The sequence below is a fragment of the Leisingera sp. ANG59 genome (assembly GCF_013317235.1).
Taxonomy (GTDB): domain Bacteria; phylum Pseudomonadota; class Alphaproteobacteria; order Rhodobacterales; family Rhodobacteraceae; genus Leisingera.
The window spans coordinates 1-20,166 of record NZ_WLCM01000017.1 but is presented as its reverse complement, the minus strand read 5'-3'; the positions used below and the strand labels follow the sequence as shown (position 1 = coordinate 20,166).

At 61.2% G+C, this 20,166-nt stretch carries 11 protein-coding genes and 2 pseudogenes; 6 read left to right on the top strand and 7 right to left on the bottom strand.

Features of this window, described 5'->3' with window-relative positions; genetic code table 11:
* Positions 1 to 42: 42 nt before the first annotated feature.
* The gene (locus GKC28_RS15230; RefSeq protein ID WP_174147879.1) at positions 43 to 1,251 is read left to right on the top strand and encodes a pyridoxal phosphate-dependent aminotransferase; all 1,209 of its coding nucleotides are present in this window, start codon (positions 43 to 45) and stop codon (positions 1,249 to 1,251) included.
* Here GKC28_RS15230 and GKC28_RS15225 read toward each other — a convergent pair.
* Positions 1,248 to 3,788: an AMP-binding protein gene (locus GKC28_RS15225; protein ID WP_174147878.1), complete on the bottom strand. Its 2,541-nt coding sequence runs from the start codon at positions 3,786 to 3,788 to the stop codon at positions 1,248 to 1,250. The two genes, GKC28_RS15230 and GKC28_RS15225, sit on opposite strands and share 4 nt — an antisense overlap.
* A gap of 273 nt (positions 3,789 to 4,061) precedes the next feature.
* Here GKC28_RS15225 and GKC28_RS15220 point away from each other — a divergent pair, with 273 nt between their 5' ends.
* Positions 4,062 to 4,403: a hypothetical protein gene (locus GKC28_RS15220; protein WP_174147877.1), complete on the top strand. Its 342-nt coding sequence runs from the start codon at positions 4,062 to 4,064 to the stop codon at positions 4,401 to 4,403.
* Positions 4,404 to 4,478: 75 nt separating this feature from the next.
* Here GKC28_RS15220 and GKC28_RS15215 read toward each other — a convergent pair whose 3' ends face one another.
* Entirely contained in the window at positions 4,479 to 4,886 is a 408-nt protein-coding gene (locus GKC28_RS15215) for an IS30 family transposase (RefSeq protein WP_368041128.1), read from the bottom strand.
* A 1,372-nt stretch (positions 4,887 to 6,258) separates the two neighbouring features.
* Here GKC28_RS15215 and GKC28_RS26435 point away from each other — a divergent pair.
* Positions 6,259 to 6,381: pseudogene (locus GKC28_RS26435) on the top strand (IS3 family transposase); the annotation flags it as partial.
* A 176-nt stretch (positions 6,382 to 6,557) separates the two neighbouring features.
* On the opposite strand, the gene GKC28_RS15205 reads toward GKC28_RS26435, so the two are convergent.
* The 3 genes from GKC28_RS15205 to GKC28_RS15195 form a co-directional block, all read right to left on the bottom strand.
* On the bottom strand, positions 6,558 to 7,226 hold the full coding sequence (locus GKC28_RS15205) for a DUF1326 domain-containing protein (protein ID WP_174147876.1): 669 nt from the start codon (positions 7,224 to 7,226) through the stop codon (positions 6,558 to 6,560).
* Positions 7,219 to 8,610 (bottom strand): FAD-binding oxidoreductase, encoded by a 1,392-nt coding sequence (locus GKC28_RS15200; protein WP_174147875.1) that lies wholly within the window; start codon positions 8,608 to 8,610, stop codon positions 7,219 to 7,221. Before GKC28_RS15200 ends, GKC28_RS15205 begins: the two co-directional genes overlap by 8 nt.
* A 65-nt stretch (positions 8,611 to 8,675) precedes the next feature.
* Positions 8,676 to 11,741: an AAA family ATPase gene (locus GKC28_RS15195; protein WP_217434103.1), complete on the bottom strand. Its 3,066-nt coding sequence runs from the start codon at positions 11,739 to 11,741 to the stop codon at positions 8,676 to 8,678.
* A gap of 673 nt (positions 11,742 to 12,414) precedes the next feature.
* Here GKC28_RS15195 and GKC28_RS15190 point away from each other — a divergent pair.
* Both GKC28_RS15190 and GKC28_RS15185 read left to right on the top strand, forming a co-directional pair.
* A complete protein-coding gene (locus tag GKC28_RS15190) occupies positions 12,415 to 17,571 on the top strand; it encodes a hypothetical protein (protein ID WP_174147873.1) in 5,157 nt (1,718 codons plus the stop codon).
* A gap of 18 nt (positions 17,572 to 17,589) precedes the next feature.
* Positions 17,590 to 18,642 carry a hypothetical protein gene (locus GKC28_RS15185; protein WP_174147872.1) on the top strand — a complete coding sequence of 351 codons (1,053 nt, stop codon included), beginning with the start codon at positions 17,590 to 17,592 and terminating at the stop codon, positions 18,640 to 18,642.
* 167 nt (positions 18,643 to 18,809) lie between these two features.
* Here the strand turns inward: GKC28_RS15185 and GKC28_RS15180 are convergent, their stop codons facing one another.
* Positions 18,810 to 19,502: an IS6 family transposase gene (locus GKC28_RS15180; protein ID WP_174147871.1), complete on the bottom strand. Its 693-nt coding sequence runs from the start codon at positions 19,500 to 19,502 to the stop codon at positions 18,810 to 18,812.
* A gap of 108 nt (positions 19,503 to 19,610) precedes the next feature.
* Positions 19,611 to 20,012: pseudogene (locus GKC28_RS15175) on the bottom strand (ABC transporter permease subunit); the annotation flags it as partial.
* A gap of 14 nt (positions 20,013 to 20,026) precedes the next feature.
* Here GKC28_RS15175 and GKC28_RS26430 point away from each other — a divergent pair.
* A partial coding sequence (locus tag GKC28_RS26430) for a helix-turn-helix domain-containing protein (RefSeq protein WP_368041129.1) occupies positions 20,027 to 20,166 on the top strand: 140 nt, incomplete at its 3' end.

Here is a 20,166-nt window from a genome sequence, read left to right as displayed (position 1 = left end):
CCATGCTAGCTGGCGAAGCAACACCAGCAGGGAGCGAATGCCATGGCCGAATTCCGCCGCGCCCGCCGTCTTGACCCGATTGAGGTCTCCGAAATCCTGACCATCGGCGCCAAGGCGGCGGAGATGAAGCGCCAGGGCGCGCCGGTGATCATCCTGGGCGCAGGTGAGCCGGATTTCGACACGCCGGACCACATAAAGGAGGCCGCGGCTGCCGCGATGCGGGCGGGGGAGACGAAATACACTCCGCTTGGCGGCACGCTGGCGCTGCGGCAGGCGATCCAGGCGAAGTTCAAGCGCGACAACGGGCTGGACTATGCGCTGGACGAGATCATCGCAGGCACCGGCGCCAAGGAAATCCTGTTCGATGCCTTCATGGCCAGCCTCAACCCCGGCGATGAGGTGATTGTTCCGACACCCTATTGGACCTCCTATTCCGACATCATCCGGATTGCGGGCGGCGAGCCGGTGCTGGTGCCCTGCGGGGACGGCACAGGCTTCCGGCTGACGGAGGAGAAGCTGGAGGCAGCGATCACCCCGCGCACCCGCTGGCTGCTGCTGAACTCGCCCTCGAACCCGGCAGGCGCCGGCTACAGCGCCGCGGATTACCAGCCGCTGCTGGAGGTGCTGCTGCGGCACCCGGATGTCTGGCTGATGGCCGATGACATGTATGAGCACATCACCTATGGCGGCTTTGAGTTTGCAACGCCCGCGCAGGTGGAGCCGCGGCTGAAGGACCGGGTGCTGACCGTCAACGGCGTCTCCAAGGCCTATGCGATGACCGGCTGGCGGCTGGGTTATGCGGGCGGGCCGAAGGCGCTGATTGATGCGATGAAAGTGGTGCAGTCGCAATCGACCTCGCATCCCTCGTCGATTTCGCAGGCAGCCGCGGCGGCGGCGCTGAACGGCCCGCAGGAGGTGCTGGCGGAGCGGCGGGCCAGTTTCCAGGCGCGGCGCGATCTGGTGGTGGAGGCACTAAACGGCATGGAAGGGATCACCTGCCCGGTGCCGGAGGGGGCGTTTTACACATTCGCAAATTGCGCAGGGCTCCTGGGCAAGCGCACGCCCGGGGGCAGGGTGCTGGAGACGGATGCGGATTTCTGCGCCTATCTGCTGGACCAGCATCATGTGGCGGTGGTGCCGGGCCGCGCTTTTGGCATCTCGCCCTATTTCCGGATTTCCTATGCCACCTCCGAGGCGGAGCTGCGCGAGGCGCTGACCCGGATCGGCCGGGCGGTGGCGGCGCTGGCCTAGGCCTGCGCCATTGACGGCTGGCGCCGGCTCCTGGCGCTGGACCAAGCCTGCACCAGCTGGCGCTGCAGGGCGGCAGCAGCAAGACCCAGGGCGATGCCGCCGAAGATCGCCAGCGCATCGTTCAGCGGGCTGCGGCCCTCCATCCCGATCATCGGCATCAGCAGCTCCGGCACGAAGCGGTGCAGCAGGTAGATCGGGAAGGCGGCCTGCGCCAGCCGCATCAGCGGGCGGGCGGCAAACCGCGGCACCGGCAGGCGGGTGATGAACAGCAGCCCGGCAATCAGCGCCAGCAGCCACATGTATTTGATCCAGCCGCCGTACCAGTTGCCGCCGAGGTAGGCGGCGGCGGGCATGATCACGCAGGCTGCTGCCAGCACAAGCAGCCGCTTCCCCAGCGTGCTGGCGGCGGTGATGCACCAGCCGAGGGCAAACAGGTAGAAGACCCACGGCACGGTGAATTGTGCACGGCCGCCGATCTGCCAGACTTCCGGCGCAATCAGACGGATGGCGACGGCAAAACCCAGGAAGCAGAGGCCTGCGCGGTAGGCGCCCTGCTGCACCAGCCAGTGCCGCACCGGCGGCAAGGCAAAGGGCAGCGCCACAAGCAGGGTCATCTGCAGATAGGCCTCGATGAACCAGTACAGATACGGCAGCATCAGATGGGTTTCGGGAACGGTCAGGGCAAAGTTGCCCGCCAGGAAGAGTGAGATCCAGGGCACCTGCTCCCACGCCACGGCATAGCCGGCCAGGATCAGGTAGTAGGGGATCAGCACCGCCGCCACGGGCTTGAAGAAGCTGCGCATGTCGCCGGACTTCAGCGCCTCCCAGCGGAAGCCTGCAACGCTCATCCCCATCAGGATCACCATCGCCGCGGCACCGCCGAAGACCGGCCAGAAGGTCTGATGCGCCACCACCACCGCCAGGATGGCGACCACCCGGGCCACCAGATCAAAGGGCAGGCTGGCGGTAGGCGCCGGGGCGGCCTGCTCCAGATCCTTGACCGGCATCTCTTCCCAGCCTGCCGGGGCGCCGCCCAGGGCTTCGTCCAGCGCCAGCGACAGCTCCACATGGCGCAGCGAGTCGCCGCCGAGCGAGGCAAAGCTGTCGTTGCGGCCCACGGTCTGCGGCGCAAAGGCGGCCTGGAAGGCGGCCAGAACACCCTTGGTGGGCTTGGGCTTGGCGGCTTGCGCCTTGAGCGCCCGGTAGTCGATCTTGCCATTGGCGCGGCGCGGCAGGGATTTGCGCGGTAGCACCGTGAAAAGCTGCTGGCCGACGCAGGTCAGCTTGGCGGCCAGCGCGGCGATGCCATCCTCCGGCCCGCAAATGGCAATCGAGATACGGCTGTCATCCCCCCAGACCGCGGCCTCATGCCCCTGGGCGGCCAGGGCACGCTCGATGGCGTCATGGCCGATGCGCAGCCCGGCGATCTTGGACATCCGCGAAAGCCGCCCGGTGATGTGATAGAGCCCGTTTGCATCGCGCCGGGCCAGGTCGCCGGTGGCAAGTTCAGTAAGCTCCGCATCTTTGGCCAGATCGGCGCAGTCTACGGCATAGCCCATCATCACGTTCGGGCCCTGGTAGACCAGCTCGCCTTCGCCTTCGGGCGCGGTGACTTCGTTGCCGCCTGCATCACGCAGCAGCAGGCGGCCGCCGGGGATGGCGCGGCCTGCGGAACCAGGGTGTTCCAGAACCTGCTCAGGCGGCAGGTAGCTGATGCGGGCGGTGGCCTCGGTCTGACCGTACATGACAAAGAACCTGCCGGCGCGGGCCTGCATCCGGGCGGCCCAGCTGCGCACCTGATCCGCCTCCATCGCGCCGCCCGCAACGGTGAGGGTCTTGAGGCTTTCCGGCAGCGCCTGGGACAGGCCTGCGCTGTCCAGCAGCCGGAAGTGATGCGGCACTCCGGCCAGGCTTGTGGTGCCGGAGGCCTCCAGCGCGGCACCGAAACCGGCATCCAGCACTGAGCCAGGGGCGAGCCAGAGGCTGGCCCCGGCCGCCAGATGCGAGTGCAGCACCGACAGGCCGTAGGAATAATGCAGCGGCAGGATCAGCGCGGCGCGGTCCTGCGGCCGGATCTCAAGATAGTCCGCGATGGCACGGGCGTTGCTGTCCATGGCCGTCCCGGACAGCCGCACGCCGCGGCCATGACCGGTGCTGCCGGAGGTTTGCAGCAGCAGGGCTAGGTCCGGATGGATGTCCGCCGGTTCAAGCGTATGGTTGAGCAGTTGCCAGGTGCCGCCGATGCAGCGGAAGCTGGCGGCGGGGCGGAAGCGGTCTGATAGGCTGTCGGCGGTGTCCTCATCCCCGGCGGGCAGCGGCATGACGGCATGGCCACCAGCCAGGGCACCCAGATAGGCAGTGATGGCTTGGGGGTCGCTGGCAGCCTCAACCGCAATCAGCCGCCGTTCCTGCGGCAGCTGGCGGGCAAACTGTTCGGCAGCTGCCGCTAAATCGTCATAGGTCAGCTCGGTTCCATCGGCCTCAATCAGGCAGGGACGGGCGCCGAATGCGCGCAATTTGGCCAGGTCGTAAAACATCCGCAACTCCTTCGAGCGCGGCGGGTATTATAATTTACTAATTTTGTCAATTATTGCCGGGCGGCTTGTTGCCGCCTTTGCAGGGAGAGCATGGGTGCGGCTTGCGATGTAGCAGCCAAGCAGAAATGTCCCCGGGCGTGCAAGTCAGGAACATCACTAAGACTTTCAACAGGAGCAAAGTTTGGCGGACCGAAGACTCCAGAGATCGCAGGGCTGAAAAACCTTGCGATATCGGGTAGCCGTAGGGCGAAACATTTTCCTGAGTACGTTCTGATGCCGCTTCTCGACCCGCCTTTAACGCCTCCACCTAAGATCAAGCTGTCGCGATTGCGCGACATTGGCTGGTCAAAGTGGGATCCGGTTGGGTTGCTTGCCGACGATCAGAGTTGGGATGATGAAGACTGCCTACCTTTCGCCGGCGAATACGATGGCTACCTGCTTCACGCGGCAGGCCAGCTTCGTAGAGGAGAGCCAGAGGAATCTGTTGCCAGATACCTTGTCGACATTGAGGCAAACCACATGGGATTGGGGAACTCTCCAGGTGCTTTGAAACGTGCGAATGAAGTTGTCGCAGCTATTCAGACGGATAGTGAACTTTGGACGTATGCGGATTGATCGCTTTGGAATCTTTTGCCTCTACAACTCATCTGCGCTGGAGGCTCAAGAGTCGTTGCGACGCTTCCTGCTATCCTAGCTTAATGAGTTCGTCCCTGAAGGCTTAAGCCGGTGTGCACCATCCGAGGCATTTTCTGGTGTGCCGTTCAAGCGGTCGCAAATCGCCTTCATTGAGCGGTTTGAGAGCGCAGCCACCGGCGTATCCGGTGGCAGGTACCGGCGCGCTCGCTTGTTGAGGTTCTCGACGGATCCTTTTTGCCAAGGAGCTTGAGGATCGCAAAAACAGGCCTCCGTTCCAATCCCAGTCTTGAGCTTGCGCCAGTTCCGGAACTCGATCCCTCTGTAGAAGGTGATGGACCGCCGCGCCAGCTGGGGCAGAGGTTCCATGACTTCCATCAGCCGGTTCATCAGGTGTGTGGTGCTTCTGTCTTGGTTTCTGAACAAGACGGCAAACCGGGTCTTTCGCTCTACAAGCGTGGCCACGTTGGCATTGCCCTGGCTGCAATGGAGATGTGGTCCCGGACCACATTTGCGGATCCCGCCGGGTTTCGGGGAACCGAAACTTAGCCAATGCCCCGGCCGAATTTTTTAAAAGGCCTGATCTAGCCAGATCATTAGAGGTGGTGCCGTCGCGACGCACGCCCGGCGCCAAGCGCGTGTTCCGGGACCACATTTCCTCAGGGAGTGACGCCGGCAGATGGCACACCGTCAGCAGCACCTCACCGCCCCACGGGCGGTGAGGTTCAGCCTATCCCTGACCGAGGGTGCCACGCAAAGTGTGGTCCGGGACCACAAATCCGCTTTCCTATAGCGCTAATGCAGGATAGTCGTNGGATCCCGCCGGGTTTCGGGGAACCGAAACTTAGCAAATGCCCCGGCCGAATTTTTTAAAAGGCCTGATCTAGCCAGATCATTAGAGGTGGTGCCGTCGCGACGCACGCCCGGCGCCAAGCGCGTGTTCCGGGACCACATTTCCTCAGGGAGTGACGCCGGCAGATGGCACACCGTCAGCAGCACCTCACCGCCCCACGGGCGGTGAGGTTCAGCCTATCCCTGACCGAGGGTGCCACGCAAAGTGTGGTCCGGGACCACAAATCCGCTTTCCTATAGCGCTAATGCAGGATAGGCGTAGCGCCAGCAAGTACATTACCATAGATTGAAATTCCGACACAAAAGAAAGCCGCGATGGCCTATCTGCCCCCAGACCGCCATGCCCAGCCTGCAGCCGTTGCAGAGGCCAAGGGGCAAACAGTTTCGGCCTTTCTGGGTCAGCTCATCGATATCGTTCTGGGAGAAGAGGAGGGCTCGGCAGAACCTCCACAGCTGTCCTCGCGGTCCCGCCGCGAGGGCAAGGTCACCGTCCGCCTAGCCTCTGATGCCCGTGAAGCGCTGTCCGAGGAAGCAGTGCGGGCCGGTGTCACACCGTCCACCTGGGCGGGCAATCTACTGACCGCGCGGCTTTGTGCAGCCCCTCAGCCGACGGCACGCGACCGTCGCCGGTTCATGGCAGGGCTGCGGCAGATACATGGCCTGTCCACGAACGTGAACCAGATCGCGTATGCGATGAGATGCGGGACAAACCGGACTTGTGCCACTGCGGCGAATGCGCGAGCAGAAAGCCACATTCGCGGTTCGTATATGCGGCGACCGGATTGTTGCGCCGCAGGGGACTGCACCAAACCGGTCACTGAATGCCACGCCTAGGCGCGACTTTCAAACCGCCCTTTTGCTGCAGCCGGTTGTTACCGACCAAAAGCGGGACGAAACGGAGAGCTGGTTCGGGAAATTTGAACGTGTGAGCTTAGTGGATTTCCTGCTCCCAATCCGGCAGCGTTGCCGGAGCGAAGGAGCGATGATGAGGAGACGTCCGAGACGGAACCACAGCCCTTCATTCAAAGCGAAAGTGGCGTTGGCAGCGCTGAAAGGCGATGGAACTCTGTTTGAACCGGTGACGCAGCTCGAATTGCATCCGAACCAGAGCAACCATCCGTGCCGCTGCCGAACCTCATCCCAACGCCAGCACCGGTGCAGATCACCGGAAGCTTGACCAAGACATTTTTCGTTGCCGCCACAGGCACGCGATCGCTGCGCACCACGCCTTGGGAACCGTTCAATCCGCCGGTTTTGTGCATGTTCCTTTCCCAATCCGCTGGCCTAGTGGCCAAGCCAAGCAGTCAGGCGCGGGCGGTCGCGCACCAGCCCGTCCTGGTTGAAATGGTGGATACAGTAAAGCGCCCATGTGTTGTCGAACGCCATTTCCAGGCTGCCTTTGACCTCGGTCGATCCGAGGCCAAGTTCGGCATATGTGAACTCGAAGCTGCCGCTCGGCCGCGCCAGCGCGATGTGGAAGGGGGCGCCCGTGAATTCGTTGATCTTCGGGGCACCGCGGCTTTCCAACAGGCCGGGTATGCTTGCACGTGCAGTCCGGCCTTCGAGATCAACCTCAAGCTCGATCGGCAGGAACAGCGTGTCGCGGAACTCGGAGCAGGTCGAGGCAAAAACCGAAAAGACATTGCTCAGCGGCTTGCAGGCCTTGCCAGAGAGAATGGTGTCGAGCGCGGACCGCTGTTCCGCGTCGGCGGTTTCGTCGATTACAATCTGGCATTTACCGTCGCCGTCAGCAATTTCGCCCGGCCACTTATAAATCGCCGCCCATTTCAGGCCTGCAAGCGGGATGCCGTTGAAGTCTCCCTCAATAACGCGGCCTATATAGGCCGACTGGCAGAACCCGTGGGTCGTGGGCAGATTGAACTGGCAGCCGCAATTGATCGCACAGTTGCAGTTGTCGAAGGTTTCGCTTTTGAAATGCCAATGATCAGACATGGCTTCCTCCCTTCGCTGGTTCGATGTTCTGATTGACGTGAAAGACGTTGTCGGGGTCGTAGGCCGCTTTCACCTCGGCCAGCCGGGCGTAGTTTCCGCCGAAATTCGCCGCCGCCCGGTGGCCGTCGTCGTCTGACATGAAGTTTATGTAGCCGCCATCACAGCCCGAGTGGGGATGGATCGCATCGTAGTAGTCCCGGACCCACTTGATATTGGCTTCGCTGTCAGCCGGATCGTCCCAGATGCCGGCAATCACCGGCGAAAAGGTTTTGTCCCGGTGGCCGAATGCGGTTTCGTCGGCGCCGACGCGTTGCGCTGCGCCGTTGATTGGGTGCAGGTGCATTGAGGAGCTGACATGCGGCGTGTGCCGCCCGTGCGCGATATGCGCAGCGATGGCATCGTCAGTGAGTTCTTTGATGAAGTCGGCTTTCCAGTAGTGCTGCATCCCCTTTGGAACCGCATCATCGAACAGGCTGTTGAGCGCCGGTAACGGCATGCGCATGCAGTATTCCGCCTTCACTTCGGCAATATCCCGGAGCGGCTTCAGCACCCGCCCGGCGTCATCATGGGGACCGCTCCAGCAGGGCACAAGCACGCAAAAGAGATCGCCGGCCCGGTCCTCCGGGATGAACGGCAGCGGCGGAGCGATCTGCCAGCCGAAGAAGCAGCCAAGCTCCTCAGGCGCCTCGGCGATATACTCGCGGTAACCTTGCAGGACCGCCTTGGCATCGCCGAATTCATAAAACAGCGGTCCGCCCACGACGCCTCCAGCTTCGTGCAACTGGAACTCAAAGCAGCTGACAACACCGAAGTTACCGCCGCCGCCGCGCAGGGCCCAAAACAGATCTTCGTTCTGGTAGTGGCTGGCAGTGACCTGCCTTCCGTCGGCCAGAACCACATCGGCCGACACGAGACTGTCGATCGTCAAGCCCGCCCTGCGGGTCAGATAGCCAAGCCCGCCGCCCAGGGACAGCCCCGCGATCCCAGTGGTTGAGATGATCCCGCCAGGGACGGCTAGCCCGAAGGGATAGGTGGCGTGATCCACGTCGCCAAGGGTTGCGCCGCCGCCAACGCGGGCAGTCTTCTTGCCGGGGTCGACATGGACGTTGTTCATTCGCGCAAGGTCGATGACTAGCCCGTCATCCACCGTGCCGAACCCTGGTACACTGTGGCCGCCTCCGCGCACCGCAAGGTCAACCCCGGCTTCTCGCGCGGCGGTGATCGTGGCCATCACATCTGCCGCGTCGGCACAGCTGACCACTGCGGCCGGTCTTCGGTCGTGCATCGCGTTATAGACAGCCCGCGCTTCGTCATAGCCGGGATCCGCAGCGGCTGTGACCGTGCCCCGAACCGTCCCGGACAATTTCTCAATCAGTTTGCGCATTCGATTGCCCTCCCCCTGAGTTCCTCTGAGGCATACCACCTTTGGCGTTCCGAAAGCGTTCCGGGCTAGTCGGTTTTGCGCAAAAAGGCCTCAGCTGCCCGAAATGCCGGCAGATCGTGCCCAGACGGAAGCTCTTCCGCCAGCCCTGCCAGTTGCGCGCGCGCCGCCGGATCCGGAAACCGAATGGCAAGCGAATGCAGAGCCTTGAGCGCCAACCACCGCGCGCCTTGAGCGCCTGCGGCATCCACCGCATTGTGCAGGGATGAAAACGCATCAACGGTTTCGCCCATGCTGTACGAAAGTTCGCCGTCGGTGCGCAGCAGCTCGGCGGTCAGATAGCGCTGGCCGCACTGCCCAGACCACGCGAGCGCTTCACGGGCGGCGGCGCGCGCCTCGTGCAACTCCCCGCGGGCACCGCGCGCTTGCGCAAGCAAAAGCAGGGTCAGGCTCAGGTGAAGCGTCTGGCCCTGGACCCGCGACCGCTCCACCGCCCGCACGATCCGGTCCACACCGGAACCGGACCCGTTGCAAACCTCCAGCCAGGCCCGCAGCGCGTCCAGGACGACCTTAAGATACCGTTCGGAGAGATGCTGCCAGATCCGGTCGGCCCGGCCAAGAAGCTCTTCCAGCCGGGGAACATCCCCGGCCATGGCCGCCAAAACGGCTCCATAGGTCACGACGTAGGCCGACGTCATAAGATGATCGAGCTCACCGGCATGCCCGTCCGCCGACCGGGCCATCGCGCCGGCCCGCGCAGGATCGCCGGACCAGAGCGTGGCAAGCCCCAGCCGCACAAGGCAAACCGCCTTCGGATCCTGCGCATAGCGCGCCAGATGCTCTTCGCGCCGCGTGGTGTCGTAACGCGCTATAGCCGCCTTAAGGAACCGGCATGCCTTAACCAGGTTACCCTGCCAAAACGCGCTGACGCCCATGAGGTACAGGCCCTCGGTGCTGGCAACGCGGTCGCCGCTCTGGTGATCGATCAGCGCCTGGGCGAGCTCGTCGCAGGCATCAAACCGGCACCCTTGCAAGCGGGCGAGGCCCAGTCCGCGGAGAATTGGCGGATCGGCCGGTCTTCCGAGTTTACTGCAAAGCGACAGGGCGCGCTCGTAAAGACGGTGCGAGGCGCCTGCACCATACCCCTTTACCGCGACAAGCGGCGCGCCCAGGGCAATCCGGATATTCAGTTCGACAGCGTCGCGGTCCGGTGAAACGGGTAGCTCGGTCAGGAGCGCAAGCGCGCGGCGGTACATTGAGACAGCTTCGTCGAACCCCGACATTGCTACCGCTTGCGCGCCAGCCATGCGGTACGCCCCGATTGCCTGTTCGGCCATGCCAGCCTGGTCGTAATGTGCCGCCAGCTGCGCAATGACCGCGGTCGGATCGTCGCGATATTCGCGCGCAATAGCGTCTGCAACAACCCGGTGAAGCCGCCGCCGGCGCGCAGGATTGATCATCTCGATTGCAACTTCCCGAAGTTTGTCGTGGCTGAAGTCATAGGTCTGGCCCCGGACAATCACGATTCTCCGGCGCCAAAGCTCGTCCAGATGGTCTTCGGCTAGCTGTTCGCTGCCGCCCATTGCTGCAGCCAGCGCGCGCGCTGAAAACGACCGGCCGAAGACGGCGGCCAGCTCCGCCAGTTCCCGCGCCCCATCAGTCAGTTGACTGAGCCTCGCCCGTAAAACCGAGCGCATCGTCGGTGTCAGAATGCCCTGCTCACCAGCAGATGTGATCCCAGCCTGGATCGTCTCGATAACGAACAAAGGATTGCCCTCCGTCTCGTTCCACAGCCGTTCGGCCAGCTCTGGCTCAAGCTCCTTCACCCCTTGCAGTTCAGCCGCGAGCACTGCGGTTGACGTCTGATTGAGCGGGCCGGTCGCGACGACGGTAACAGCGTTCTCACGCTGCAATGCATCGGCCAGCTTTGGAAGCAGGTGGCCGTCGGGAAGCTCCTCCCACCGCACGGTTCCGACTATCAGGACTGGCAGCTGCGAATACGCGCGAAGGAGAAATCCGATCCATTCGGTGGTCTCGGTGTCGCACCATTGCAAATCATCGATGATCAGCACTAGCGCCCTGTCATGCGCTGCGATTGCCCGGCACACGGCATCAAACAACCGGTGGCGCCTGGAAACGCTGTCCGCGCCACCGGTTGCCGACTGCGAAACGGTGCTGCCAAGCTCCGGCAGCAGCATGGCAAGCTCACCGGTCCACGCCTGCCCGAGTGTGCTGACCCGGCGCCGGATGCTTTCTGACCGCAGCAAGTCGGCGACCGGCCCCCACGGCAGCCTGCCAGCCGCCTGATAGGCCCGGGCGGTTGCCACCTCATACCCGTCGGCCTGCACATAACGGCCGAGCTCATGTGCAAGGCGGGACTTGCCGATCCCGGGTTCGCCAGTCAGAAGGACCAGATGCGCCCGTCCGGCTTGTGCCATATCCCACGCCTTGGCAAGTGCATGCCATTCCTGGTCGCGCGCCACAAACGGCGGCGCTTCCGGGTCCGATGCGCACCGGCGGTGCTGGTCAGGCGGGCCCGCAGGAATTGCTTTGTACAGCGCCTTGATCTCCGCATCGGGTTCAATCGCAAGCTCACGCTGAAGATCGCGGGCATAGTGATGATACGTCCGCAATGCCCCGGCGGTGTCACCCAGCGCGCAATGGGCTTCGATCTGAATTCGGACTGCGGCCGCATCGGTGGGGTCCAAACGGCTTACCGCCCCGGCATGCCGGAGAGCAGCGAGGTGACCGCCACGCTCCGCTGCCGCCTCGGCGAGACGGCGGTGGGCGCCGACCGCTGCAGCGCGAAGACAGCGGCGCTCCTCAAGCACCCAGTCGTCGTAGCAGGACGGCAGCAGGTCACCCCGGTAGAGCCTCGCGGCCGCTTCAAAATCGCCGGACGCGATCGCCTCCCGGAAACTCAGGACATCGACTTCGCTCGGCCCTGCCGGAAGCCAGCGCACCCTCCTGGTTCCGGTCTCGGCAAATGCGTCTGCGTTCGGCAGTGCCTGCCGCAGCTCATGCAGCAGCTTTCGGAGGTTCGTGCGCGCCTGGTGTTCTGTGGACTCGGGCCAGATCTCAAAGGCCAGGGCGGCTCGGTCCAGGGGCTCTCTTCGCAGGGCGATACGCGCCAAAAATGCTTGCAATCGTGGTGAATTGAAACCCCTCAACCGCTGACCGTCCAAAATGACCTCGGCAGCACCAAGCAGCCGGACACTGAGGCGAACGGCACTTCCTGCAGGGTTCTGCACACCGCCCCGTATCGTTATCCTCTCGTCTCGCTCCGGCATTGCCTTTCGACCGATCAGCCCGCTCCAATATACACCGGAACCCGCAAAGAGTCGAAACGGCGGCCAGTCAAACGGTATTCGGACGAGGACATCCTGAAGCTTTTGCGTGAGATTGAACTGAAGCTGGCACGATCCGGCCAGCCAGCCCGAATTCAGTTCAGTGGATAGACAGAGATCCTCTTGGTGCTAAGATCGAAGGTGATTGAGTTGAAGAGGGGCTGGCGGCCTGCCGGCTTGGCATTTGCTGTATGCCGGAGAGGCGTCGCGAATTCGATGTTGACCGGTTGGAGGTTTTTGGATGCCGGGGCTTCAAGTAACGGGTGATGCGCTCAGAAAACTAATTGTCCTCGGCAAGAAGGGGCCTCTGCCCTTTGCGTTCAACCCAGGTGCAAAAGATGCCGATCACGCCATGTTTGTGCACCGCAGCAAAGATGCAGCGGCCTTGGCCAAAGCTGCAAAGACCGAAGGGCCTGGAAAAAAGATAGCTTTTGGCACCTTCACGGTTGAGGGTAAGACTTTGATACTGCGCTGTGAGCGCGAGGTGGCAGCCCTCACCGCCAAGATGAAAAAATACCTGAAGACGCAGAAAATCCCGTTTGATGTCGTTCTGGGATCAGAAGAGGAGGGCAGCGGCAGCGCTCCGAAGTCCCCGGCGGAGGAACCGGTTCCGCAGCAAGCGCCAAAAGACGCGCTCAAGCCGGAAGAAACTGCCAATGTGCAGGATCAGCAAGGTGAGGCTCCTGAGGAAGAGGATGATCACGGCAGCCTGTCCGATCCGGAAGCCTACGCAGAATATCTGGGCAAGATGATCAAGCGCATGCGCAAGCGGCCAATGCATTTCGGTCTGGTGATGCCCTCCAGCGATCCCAGTGAGATCCGGATCCTGTTTCATCCCAAACGTAAGGGCAAAGCTCTGGCAGCCAAACTGGCCAAAGAAACGGGGGCGCGGAAACTGACCTTCGGGGCCGCTGCAGTGAAGGACAGCGTCACGGATCTTACAGATGAAGAGGCCGGTTCGCAGACCCTGGTCCTGTCCCTCAAGGGGCGTGACTTGCCGGGGCTGGCGAAGCGGGCCAGGACAATGTTCCGCCTGTTCAAACTGCCGCTGGTCAAGAAGGTGCTGATTTTGCGGGATGGCAAAATTGTGGAATCCGGTGACATGGAGCAGAGGGCAGCGGACACTGCTGCACCGGAGCCGAAGGAAAGGCCGCTTGAGGCTGATGCCTCTCAGACCGGCAGCGCGGAGACCGAAGCAAAGGTGGAGTTCGAAGATGTCCGCAAGGATCTTCACGCGGCCCTGAACGGCATTGTGATCCCGTCAGATGCCCCCGCGGAGCAGGTTGCTGCCCTGCAAAAAGCCCTGGCCAAACTGCGTCAATCGCTCGACGGTAAAGAGGCTGAGGCAAATCTTCCCAAGATCGTGCAGGGAATGCATCTGATCCTCGCCAAATCCACGCAAATGATCGCGCAATACCGCGGCGATTACGACGGCATTGACGCAACAGCCGAAACGCAGCGGGTCCAGGCCGCGGCCCGGGATCTGGCTGCGGTTTTTGACGGACTTATGGTTTCGGCGGTCACCCCGCCAGGGGAATTCCGAAAGCTGGCGGCAGCCGTTGCTAAACTCAGGAGCGGGCTCTCAAAAGTTAAGACGCAAGCGCAGCTGGAGCAAATCACGGCAGTGGTGGCGGCGCTGGTCGCTAGGACCCAGGCGCTGCTGGCTTCCAACCCTCTGGCGCCGGTCCCGCTGACCCGGGCCATCAGTATCCAGGGGCAGTGGGACAGCCTTGCGCCGCGATTGCAGAATTTTTTCACCAACCCCAAGAACGGCATGACCTTGGGGTTTCACACGATGCCGGATTACGTCCAGATCGCTGAGAAACTGAAAGGGCTCAGCGATGACGATCTCAGCGGATTCTGGCGCTGGATGCATATTTCGCCGACCGATATGCGGACCCTCAAAGCGGGTTTGAACGCCTATTTGAAAGAGCTGAGAACCCACGCCAGCCTTGGAAACAAAGTATTCAAAACCGGAGATCAGACCGGAAAGACCTTGGCGCAGCATGGGGACGGCGACCCGATTGTAGCGGGGGACCGGGTGGCGCGTGATTTTCCTGCGCTTCAGGAGGCAACGGCCTTTGCCCGCGGTTTGGACGGTGCCGCGGCTGTGGTATTCGAAGGGGGCCGCTATGTGGTCTATAAGGTCAAGCTGGAGAACAGCGAGGCTGTTTTCGGTAAGGATGCCTTGACCCTGACCGACAATGAGACAATGGACGTTGACTCGGAGGCGGCCAAGGCGCTCAGCAGGAAAGAACTCGAGCTGCTGATGCTGAAGGCAGAAGCCGCCGGTCAGCTGGCCTCACTCGTTCAAAAGTTTGGCAATCCAGCCACTTGGTCCCTTGCGGTTATCGAGATCGTGGCAAACCTGCTGGGGGATGGATCGCCTTTGGGGGTGAGACAGGCTGATCTGGACCGGATGGCCGCGCTGGAACTTGAGATTGCGCAGCTGAAGTCCGCGCATCAGGCAGAAACAGCAATCAAAGGCGGTGCATCGAACCTGGCCGCTTTGATTACCGAAGACGATTATGTTTTGCACAGCGATAGCGCAGGAAATGCGAAGATCGAGCGCGCCGGGGGCGCAAGTGATCCCTATGCTGCGCATATGCGCACTTTTGGCGTTGGGTTGAAGGACTGCAAGACGCGTGAGGAGTTTGAAAAGCAATTCGAACTGGTGATGCGCGATGCGGCCCATGATTGCGTGGCCAAGGCGGAGGACGCTGCGCAAAAGCTTAAGGAGCAGCTTGCCGGGGCAAAACTTGGTTCCGAAGAGCAGGCGGCTTTGGAGCGGACCTTGGAGAAAATTGCGCCTTTCGACAAGAAGCTTGACGTCAAGGAGCGAGAACTGCTGATCGCCGAGCTGAAGCTCTATGGCGAATATGCCAATTTCGTGGCCAAGTTCGGCAACCCGATGACGGCACCTTTTGCTTCCCTGGAACTTGGCTGGAACCTGCTGCGCGGCAATCCGGTTGCGGCGGATGCGGAGACACAGGCTGAAGTCAAACGGCTGACGGCAGAAGTTAATGCGCTCAAGGCGCAGCGTTCTGTCGCGGCGGCAGAGTTTCCTCTGGCGTTGCGGGTGCCGGACCGGGTTGCCTTCTCAGGGATGACGCCCGAGGCCCAGGCCAGCCTGCTGCGCAGCCAAGTCGATTCAATGCTGATCGACATCCAAACCACCCGCAAAAACATCGATGAGGGAGACTTTGACCTCTGGACCATCCCCGGGGTTTGCAACACGGCGATGGCCGCAACCGGGCTCGAGGGCGATCAGCTGAAATGGGCGCAGGAAAAGGCAGCCTGGGAAGGCAAGAAAGATGCCGCATGGTCCATTGGCGAAGCTGTTGTCGGGATCGGTCTGGCGGTTGCGGCTGGCTTTGCGACAGGCGGGCTGGCTTGGGTTCTCGGCGGCGCCGCTTTGGCTGTCGGCGTCTACGGCGCAGTGGATGTAACCGAGGATTATTTTCGCCTGGGCTCGGCGGCCAACGTGTCCATCGACCCGGCTAAGGGCATTGTGACCGAAGAAGAGGTTCCCGGCATTGGCTGGGTGGTTGCCGCCTGGATCGGAGTAGGCTTTGACGCTGTGGATGTGGCAAAGGCCAGCAAGGCCCTGGTGGCAGCGGCTAAACTGGCCAAAGTGGATGACTTCGGCAAGCTCAGCAAAGCCGAGCTGGACGATGTTATCAAGGCGCTGAAGCTGTCGCCCGAAGAGGTGGACAATACGCTGCTGCCGCTTCTGAAAGGCGCGCGGGTGAAAAACTTCCGTGCAGTTGAGGTGCCTCCTTCGGTATTTGACACCAAATACGCCTCCGAGATGTCCGAAGCAGTTACGCTGGTCAAGGGCAACCCGGCTGAGGGTTTTTCGATAGAGGTGGTGGTGCGCGGTGGTGCCGGAGTGAACGTGCGCCGGACTGCCGTGCTGGAAGAAATGCGTCACATCGACCAACTGACTGACCCGCGTTTCAAAGGCGAGGTTTGGCGGCTGAGCGAGGATGCTCTGAAGAAATGGCCGGATACCGGCGCTGTCGACCAGATGAAGGCGCACCAGTTGCAGCTGAAGATGGAGATCGACGCGCAGCAGAAGCTTCTGGCCGACCTGAACGATGCCATTGCCAAGACCAGTGACACAGGCAAGCTGGATATTCTCAAGGCAGAGCGTGCGGATGTGCAGGGTTATATTGCTGACTACGAATTCCGGCTGGAAGGCGTGGAAGACGGCCTGGCGGCGGGCAAAATGCCGGTCTGGCTTGAAGGCGCAACACCGCCGAGATTGTTCAATTCCCCTTCTAAGCAAACGCTGAAAACCCGCAAGCTTGCTGAAACAGAAATCGAGAACGTCAACAGCGCGGTCAGGCTGGCAGACGGATCGCGGCCGCCCAAGATCGACTGCCCTGATGGCTATACCTATTACTTGAAGAATGGCAGATATCATTTCAGGCTGCTGCCCGGGGCCACGCCTAAGAAGTACTTCAAGCTCGAATATTCGAAAAAGACCGGGTACAGGAGCGTTGAACTTCCAAGCAAGCCCACCGGAGCAAAATCCAGTGCTGATCTGCGCCAGGATGTGCGAAGACGCTACCGGGGAGACCCGGCGTTTCCCGAACTTGAAAGCGCTGCGGAAGGGCTGTTGATCCAGAAACTGGCACAGGACGCGGGTATCGCCGAGGATGAGGTTGGCAAACTGATTGCTGCAATGCGCAGCAAGTCCGCCGCTGAACTGGAAGCGGAATTCCCAGATTATCCCAAGCTGAGAAAGATGGCCGCCGACAAGAAAGCCAATTTGACCCCAGTGCAGTTCGAGGCAGAGTTTCCTACCTATTCTTTCGCCCGGGCCTACGCCAAGAAATACGAAAAAGTATTCAAGCAGATCGGGGCTATTGAAGGTCTGAAAGTCACCCCGGATGAGATCCTTACGCAAAAACTCCTGGCCAGTGCGACCGAAGCGAATGTGGACGGGCTGATCCGGCGCGCTCTGCGTGAAAAGATCGTTGCACAGCTGGCTGAGATTAAGGATCCGGCGCGGCGGATGCAGGTGCTGAAGGATTATTTCCGGACAAGTCCCGAGCAGGGCTTTCATGGCAAACTCTTCTCTGAATTCCGCGAAATGGTGCTGAAAGAGGCTGACGCGGGGGCAAAGCCCGTCACCGCCGGGCGGCCAGGGATGCAGGCAGTTCTGGAAGAGGACATTATTGCCAGGAAGCCGCTGCCCAAAGAGACGCAGCTGAAAGGAACCAGCCGGTCAGGCGACGGCATCAACGAGGTGCGCAGACCGATCGGAGGCTCCGATGATCCCGGTCCGCTGAAGGCGGGGGATTACTTGGCCGAAGACAAGGCCAGCGTTGCCGCGCTCAAACTCGAGCAGCTTGAAAACTACTGCCGCCTCCTGTCTGAAGGGCAGGGGCCCCAGGCGGGAAAAATCCTTACGGATATGAAAGTTGACGGTGAATACGCGGCGCTGGAAGGGGTAACCTATTTCTTCCCGACCAAGGCCGATGCAGAAAAGGCACTGCTCATCATGAAAGACCGTCAGGGTGACAAGCTGCATAAAAACATTCACGTAGCCTATTATGCCAAATCACAGTCCGGCAACATTGCTTCGACCGTGAAATGGATTCGATAGATTAGGGGAGAAGCAGGCGTGACCACCAAGTTTCCAGACAGGCTCAGCGTCAACATTGTTCTTCCGCCGACCGTTGAGATAGGTGAGCTGATCGAGTTTCTGTCCGCCGCTTATTGGGGGAAACCCGAAATCGAGGCGCGAGAATGGGCCGCGGCGGCGGATCTTCGGCGTGATGATGCGCCGGTCATGGCCTTTCGCAAAGGTGTTCCGGAAGCCGGGGATCTGGATCGGCTCGGAGCCGAAACCTTTGCTGGCGGGTTCTCAATCATCGGCGATCCCTGCGGTCTAAATGTGCGGCGGATCGAGGGCGCGGATCCCGACCGGTTCTACGACACCTACGGCAACACCAGCGGGTGGCGGATTTATGACGAAGGAGCTGGTTTTCTTGAGTTTCAGGACGGGTTTTCCCGCCAGTGGGGCCTTTACCGAGGGCTGATTGAACAGGTGCTTCAGAGGTTTGAAGTTCTGGGTGCGCATCTTTCACGCCGCAGCCGGGGATTTGCCGGAGTTTCCCCGCCCCATGCGCGCTCAGATCTGGTGATGTATCTGGCCAACACCGATCTGATTGCCCGGGACTACGATACGCCCGATGCGTATTTCGAGACCTGGGACAGCGTTGAGTACTTCGGTGCCGGGCGCGCGCTAGTGACACGCGGGCTTGAAACGGCTGATGAGACGGAATTCAAGCGGCAAGCGCTGGAGAAAGGTATTGAGCTGGCCCGCGCAGCTGCCCCTGGAAGCACGTTATGGGAGACCGCGCCCTATACGCAGGAAGAGGGAGATATGATCTTCGGCTTTGAGGCCCAGCTCAATCCGGTTGGTTATTTCGCAGACAAGAAGGTGCTTGAATTTACGGCTTCAATTCAAGGAGACCAATTGCTTAGCCCGACCGATGTTATGACGCTTCTGTATTACAGGGCTTTTGGCACCAGTGAAGGAGAGCCGGTTGAACAGGTGCTTGTGACCTTCATCGATAAGGAAGCTGCAGAAAGCGATGCCCGGCTTCTTCGCGATATTAAAGCAGAGGTTCAGTATTATTCAGAGGCGGGTGAGCTGCGGAGCTTGAACTAGGGGTCGGCTCCGGACAGGTACTTTGCACTTCCAGAGAACCACAGCGTTCCGCCCGTCCTGCGTGGGCACTCTCTACGCTTTATTATCAGGTAGAAGGGCCTCTTCGGGGCTGAGACGGCTTTGTCAGGTTGTTGCCGCGCGACCATACTATGGGTGACTTCCTATAATCAGGCGGTCAGTTTTGCTGCATAGCCAGCCCAGAGGCCGAACGCATCTGACCTCGCATGGCGATAGGATCTGGCGGATAGGCGGTGGCGTTTGGGGCGGAACAAGTTGGCGATCTGATCGTGGACGGATAGAAATCGCTGTGCCTGGCGCGGCGATTTGAAACGGCCCATGATCTTCTCGCGCCGCCGTGTGTGCCGATGGGACGCCTCGCTCCTGTTGTTTAACCCTTTGTGCTGACGATGTTCTACGCCGGGCGCGATCTCTGCCTTGGCGGCGCCATAGGATCGCAGTTTGTCCGTCACCAGGACACGGGTCTGGCCCCATCGTTTCATGAGTTTGCGGAGGAAACGGTGGGCCGCGGCCTTATTGCGCCGTGATTGGATCAGGATTTCGAGCACATCGCCTTTGGCGTCGACGGCCCGCCAAAGCCAATGGCTCCGGCCCTTGATCCGGATCACGACTTCATCGAGATGCCATTTATCCGCCGGCGCTGAACGGTCCCGGTGGATCTTTGCGGCAAACTGATGCCCGAACCGGTTCACCCAGTCACGGATCGTCTCGTACGAAACTGCGACACCGCGTTCCGCCAACAATTCCTCGACGTCGCGCAGGCTCAGAGAAAACCGATGGTAGACCCAAACGGCGTATCCAATCACACTCCGCGGAAACCGGAAGCCTTTGATCCGGGGCAAATCTTAGATGTTCAACATGGCAGCGAGAACTACCCCGCTGCTGCGGCGGCAGCAACCTGACAAACCCGACGCCGCGCCATGAGAAGCCAGGATGCGGCGTTGTTTGCTTCACCTTTTCCCAGCCACAATCCGGTCGAGGATCAGGGCGCAGAACAAGATTGCCAGACCGGCCAGAATGCCTTGGCCGGCGGCGGCATATTGCAAAGCTTCCAGCACATCCTCACCCAAACCCTTGGCGCCAATCAGCGAGGCCACAACCACCATCGCCAGTGACAAAAGGATAGTCTGGTTGACGCCAGCCATGATCGTCTTGTGCGCCAGCGGCAAGTCTACCCGCCACAGGAGGTAGCGCGGGTTGGCGCCGAAGGCGAGCGCGGCCTCGCGGACGGTTTCCGGCACCTGCTGCAGCCCCAGCACTGTGAATCGGCGTGCAAAATTGACCCACTTTGGTGGGTTATGAGCGAGTAAAATTGACCCACCTGTTTTCGTTAACATCCGCACTAAAAGTGCGGAGGAAAGAGCAGGTGTTACTGATGGAAAGCGTGTCGAAGATCCGACGATGGGTATTGGTTGAGGGACGCAGCATCCGGTCTGTTGCGCGGGCGACGGGATTATCGCGGAACACGATCAAGAAGTATCTGAAGGATGAGAGCCCGCCGAGCTA

Bases quoted from the DNA above. Each gene is read 5' to 3' on its own strand.
- GKC28_RS15225 (WP_174147878.1), bottom strand. From the start codon at position 3,788: ATGTTTTACGACCTGGCCAAATTGCGCGCATTCGGCGCCCGTCCCTGC.
- GKC28_RS15205 (WP_174147876.1), bottom strand. From the start codon at position 7,226: ATGTCTGATCATTGGCATTTCAAAAGCGAAACCTTCGACAACTGCAAC.
- GKC28_RS15230 (WP_174147879.1), top strand. From the start codon at position 43: ATGGCCGAATTCCGCCGCGCCCGCCGTCTTGACCCGATTGAGGTCTCC.
- GKC28_RS15220 (WP_174147877.1), top strand. From the start codon at position 4,062: ATGCCGCTTCTCGACCCGCCTTTAACGCCTCCACCTAAGATCAAGCTG.
- GKC28_RS15200 (WP_174147875.1), bottom strand. From the start codon at position 8,610: ATGCGCAAACTGATTGAGAAATTGTCCGGGACGGTTCGGGGCACGGTC.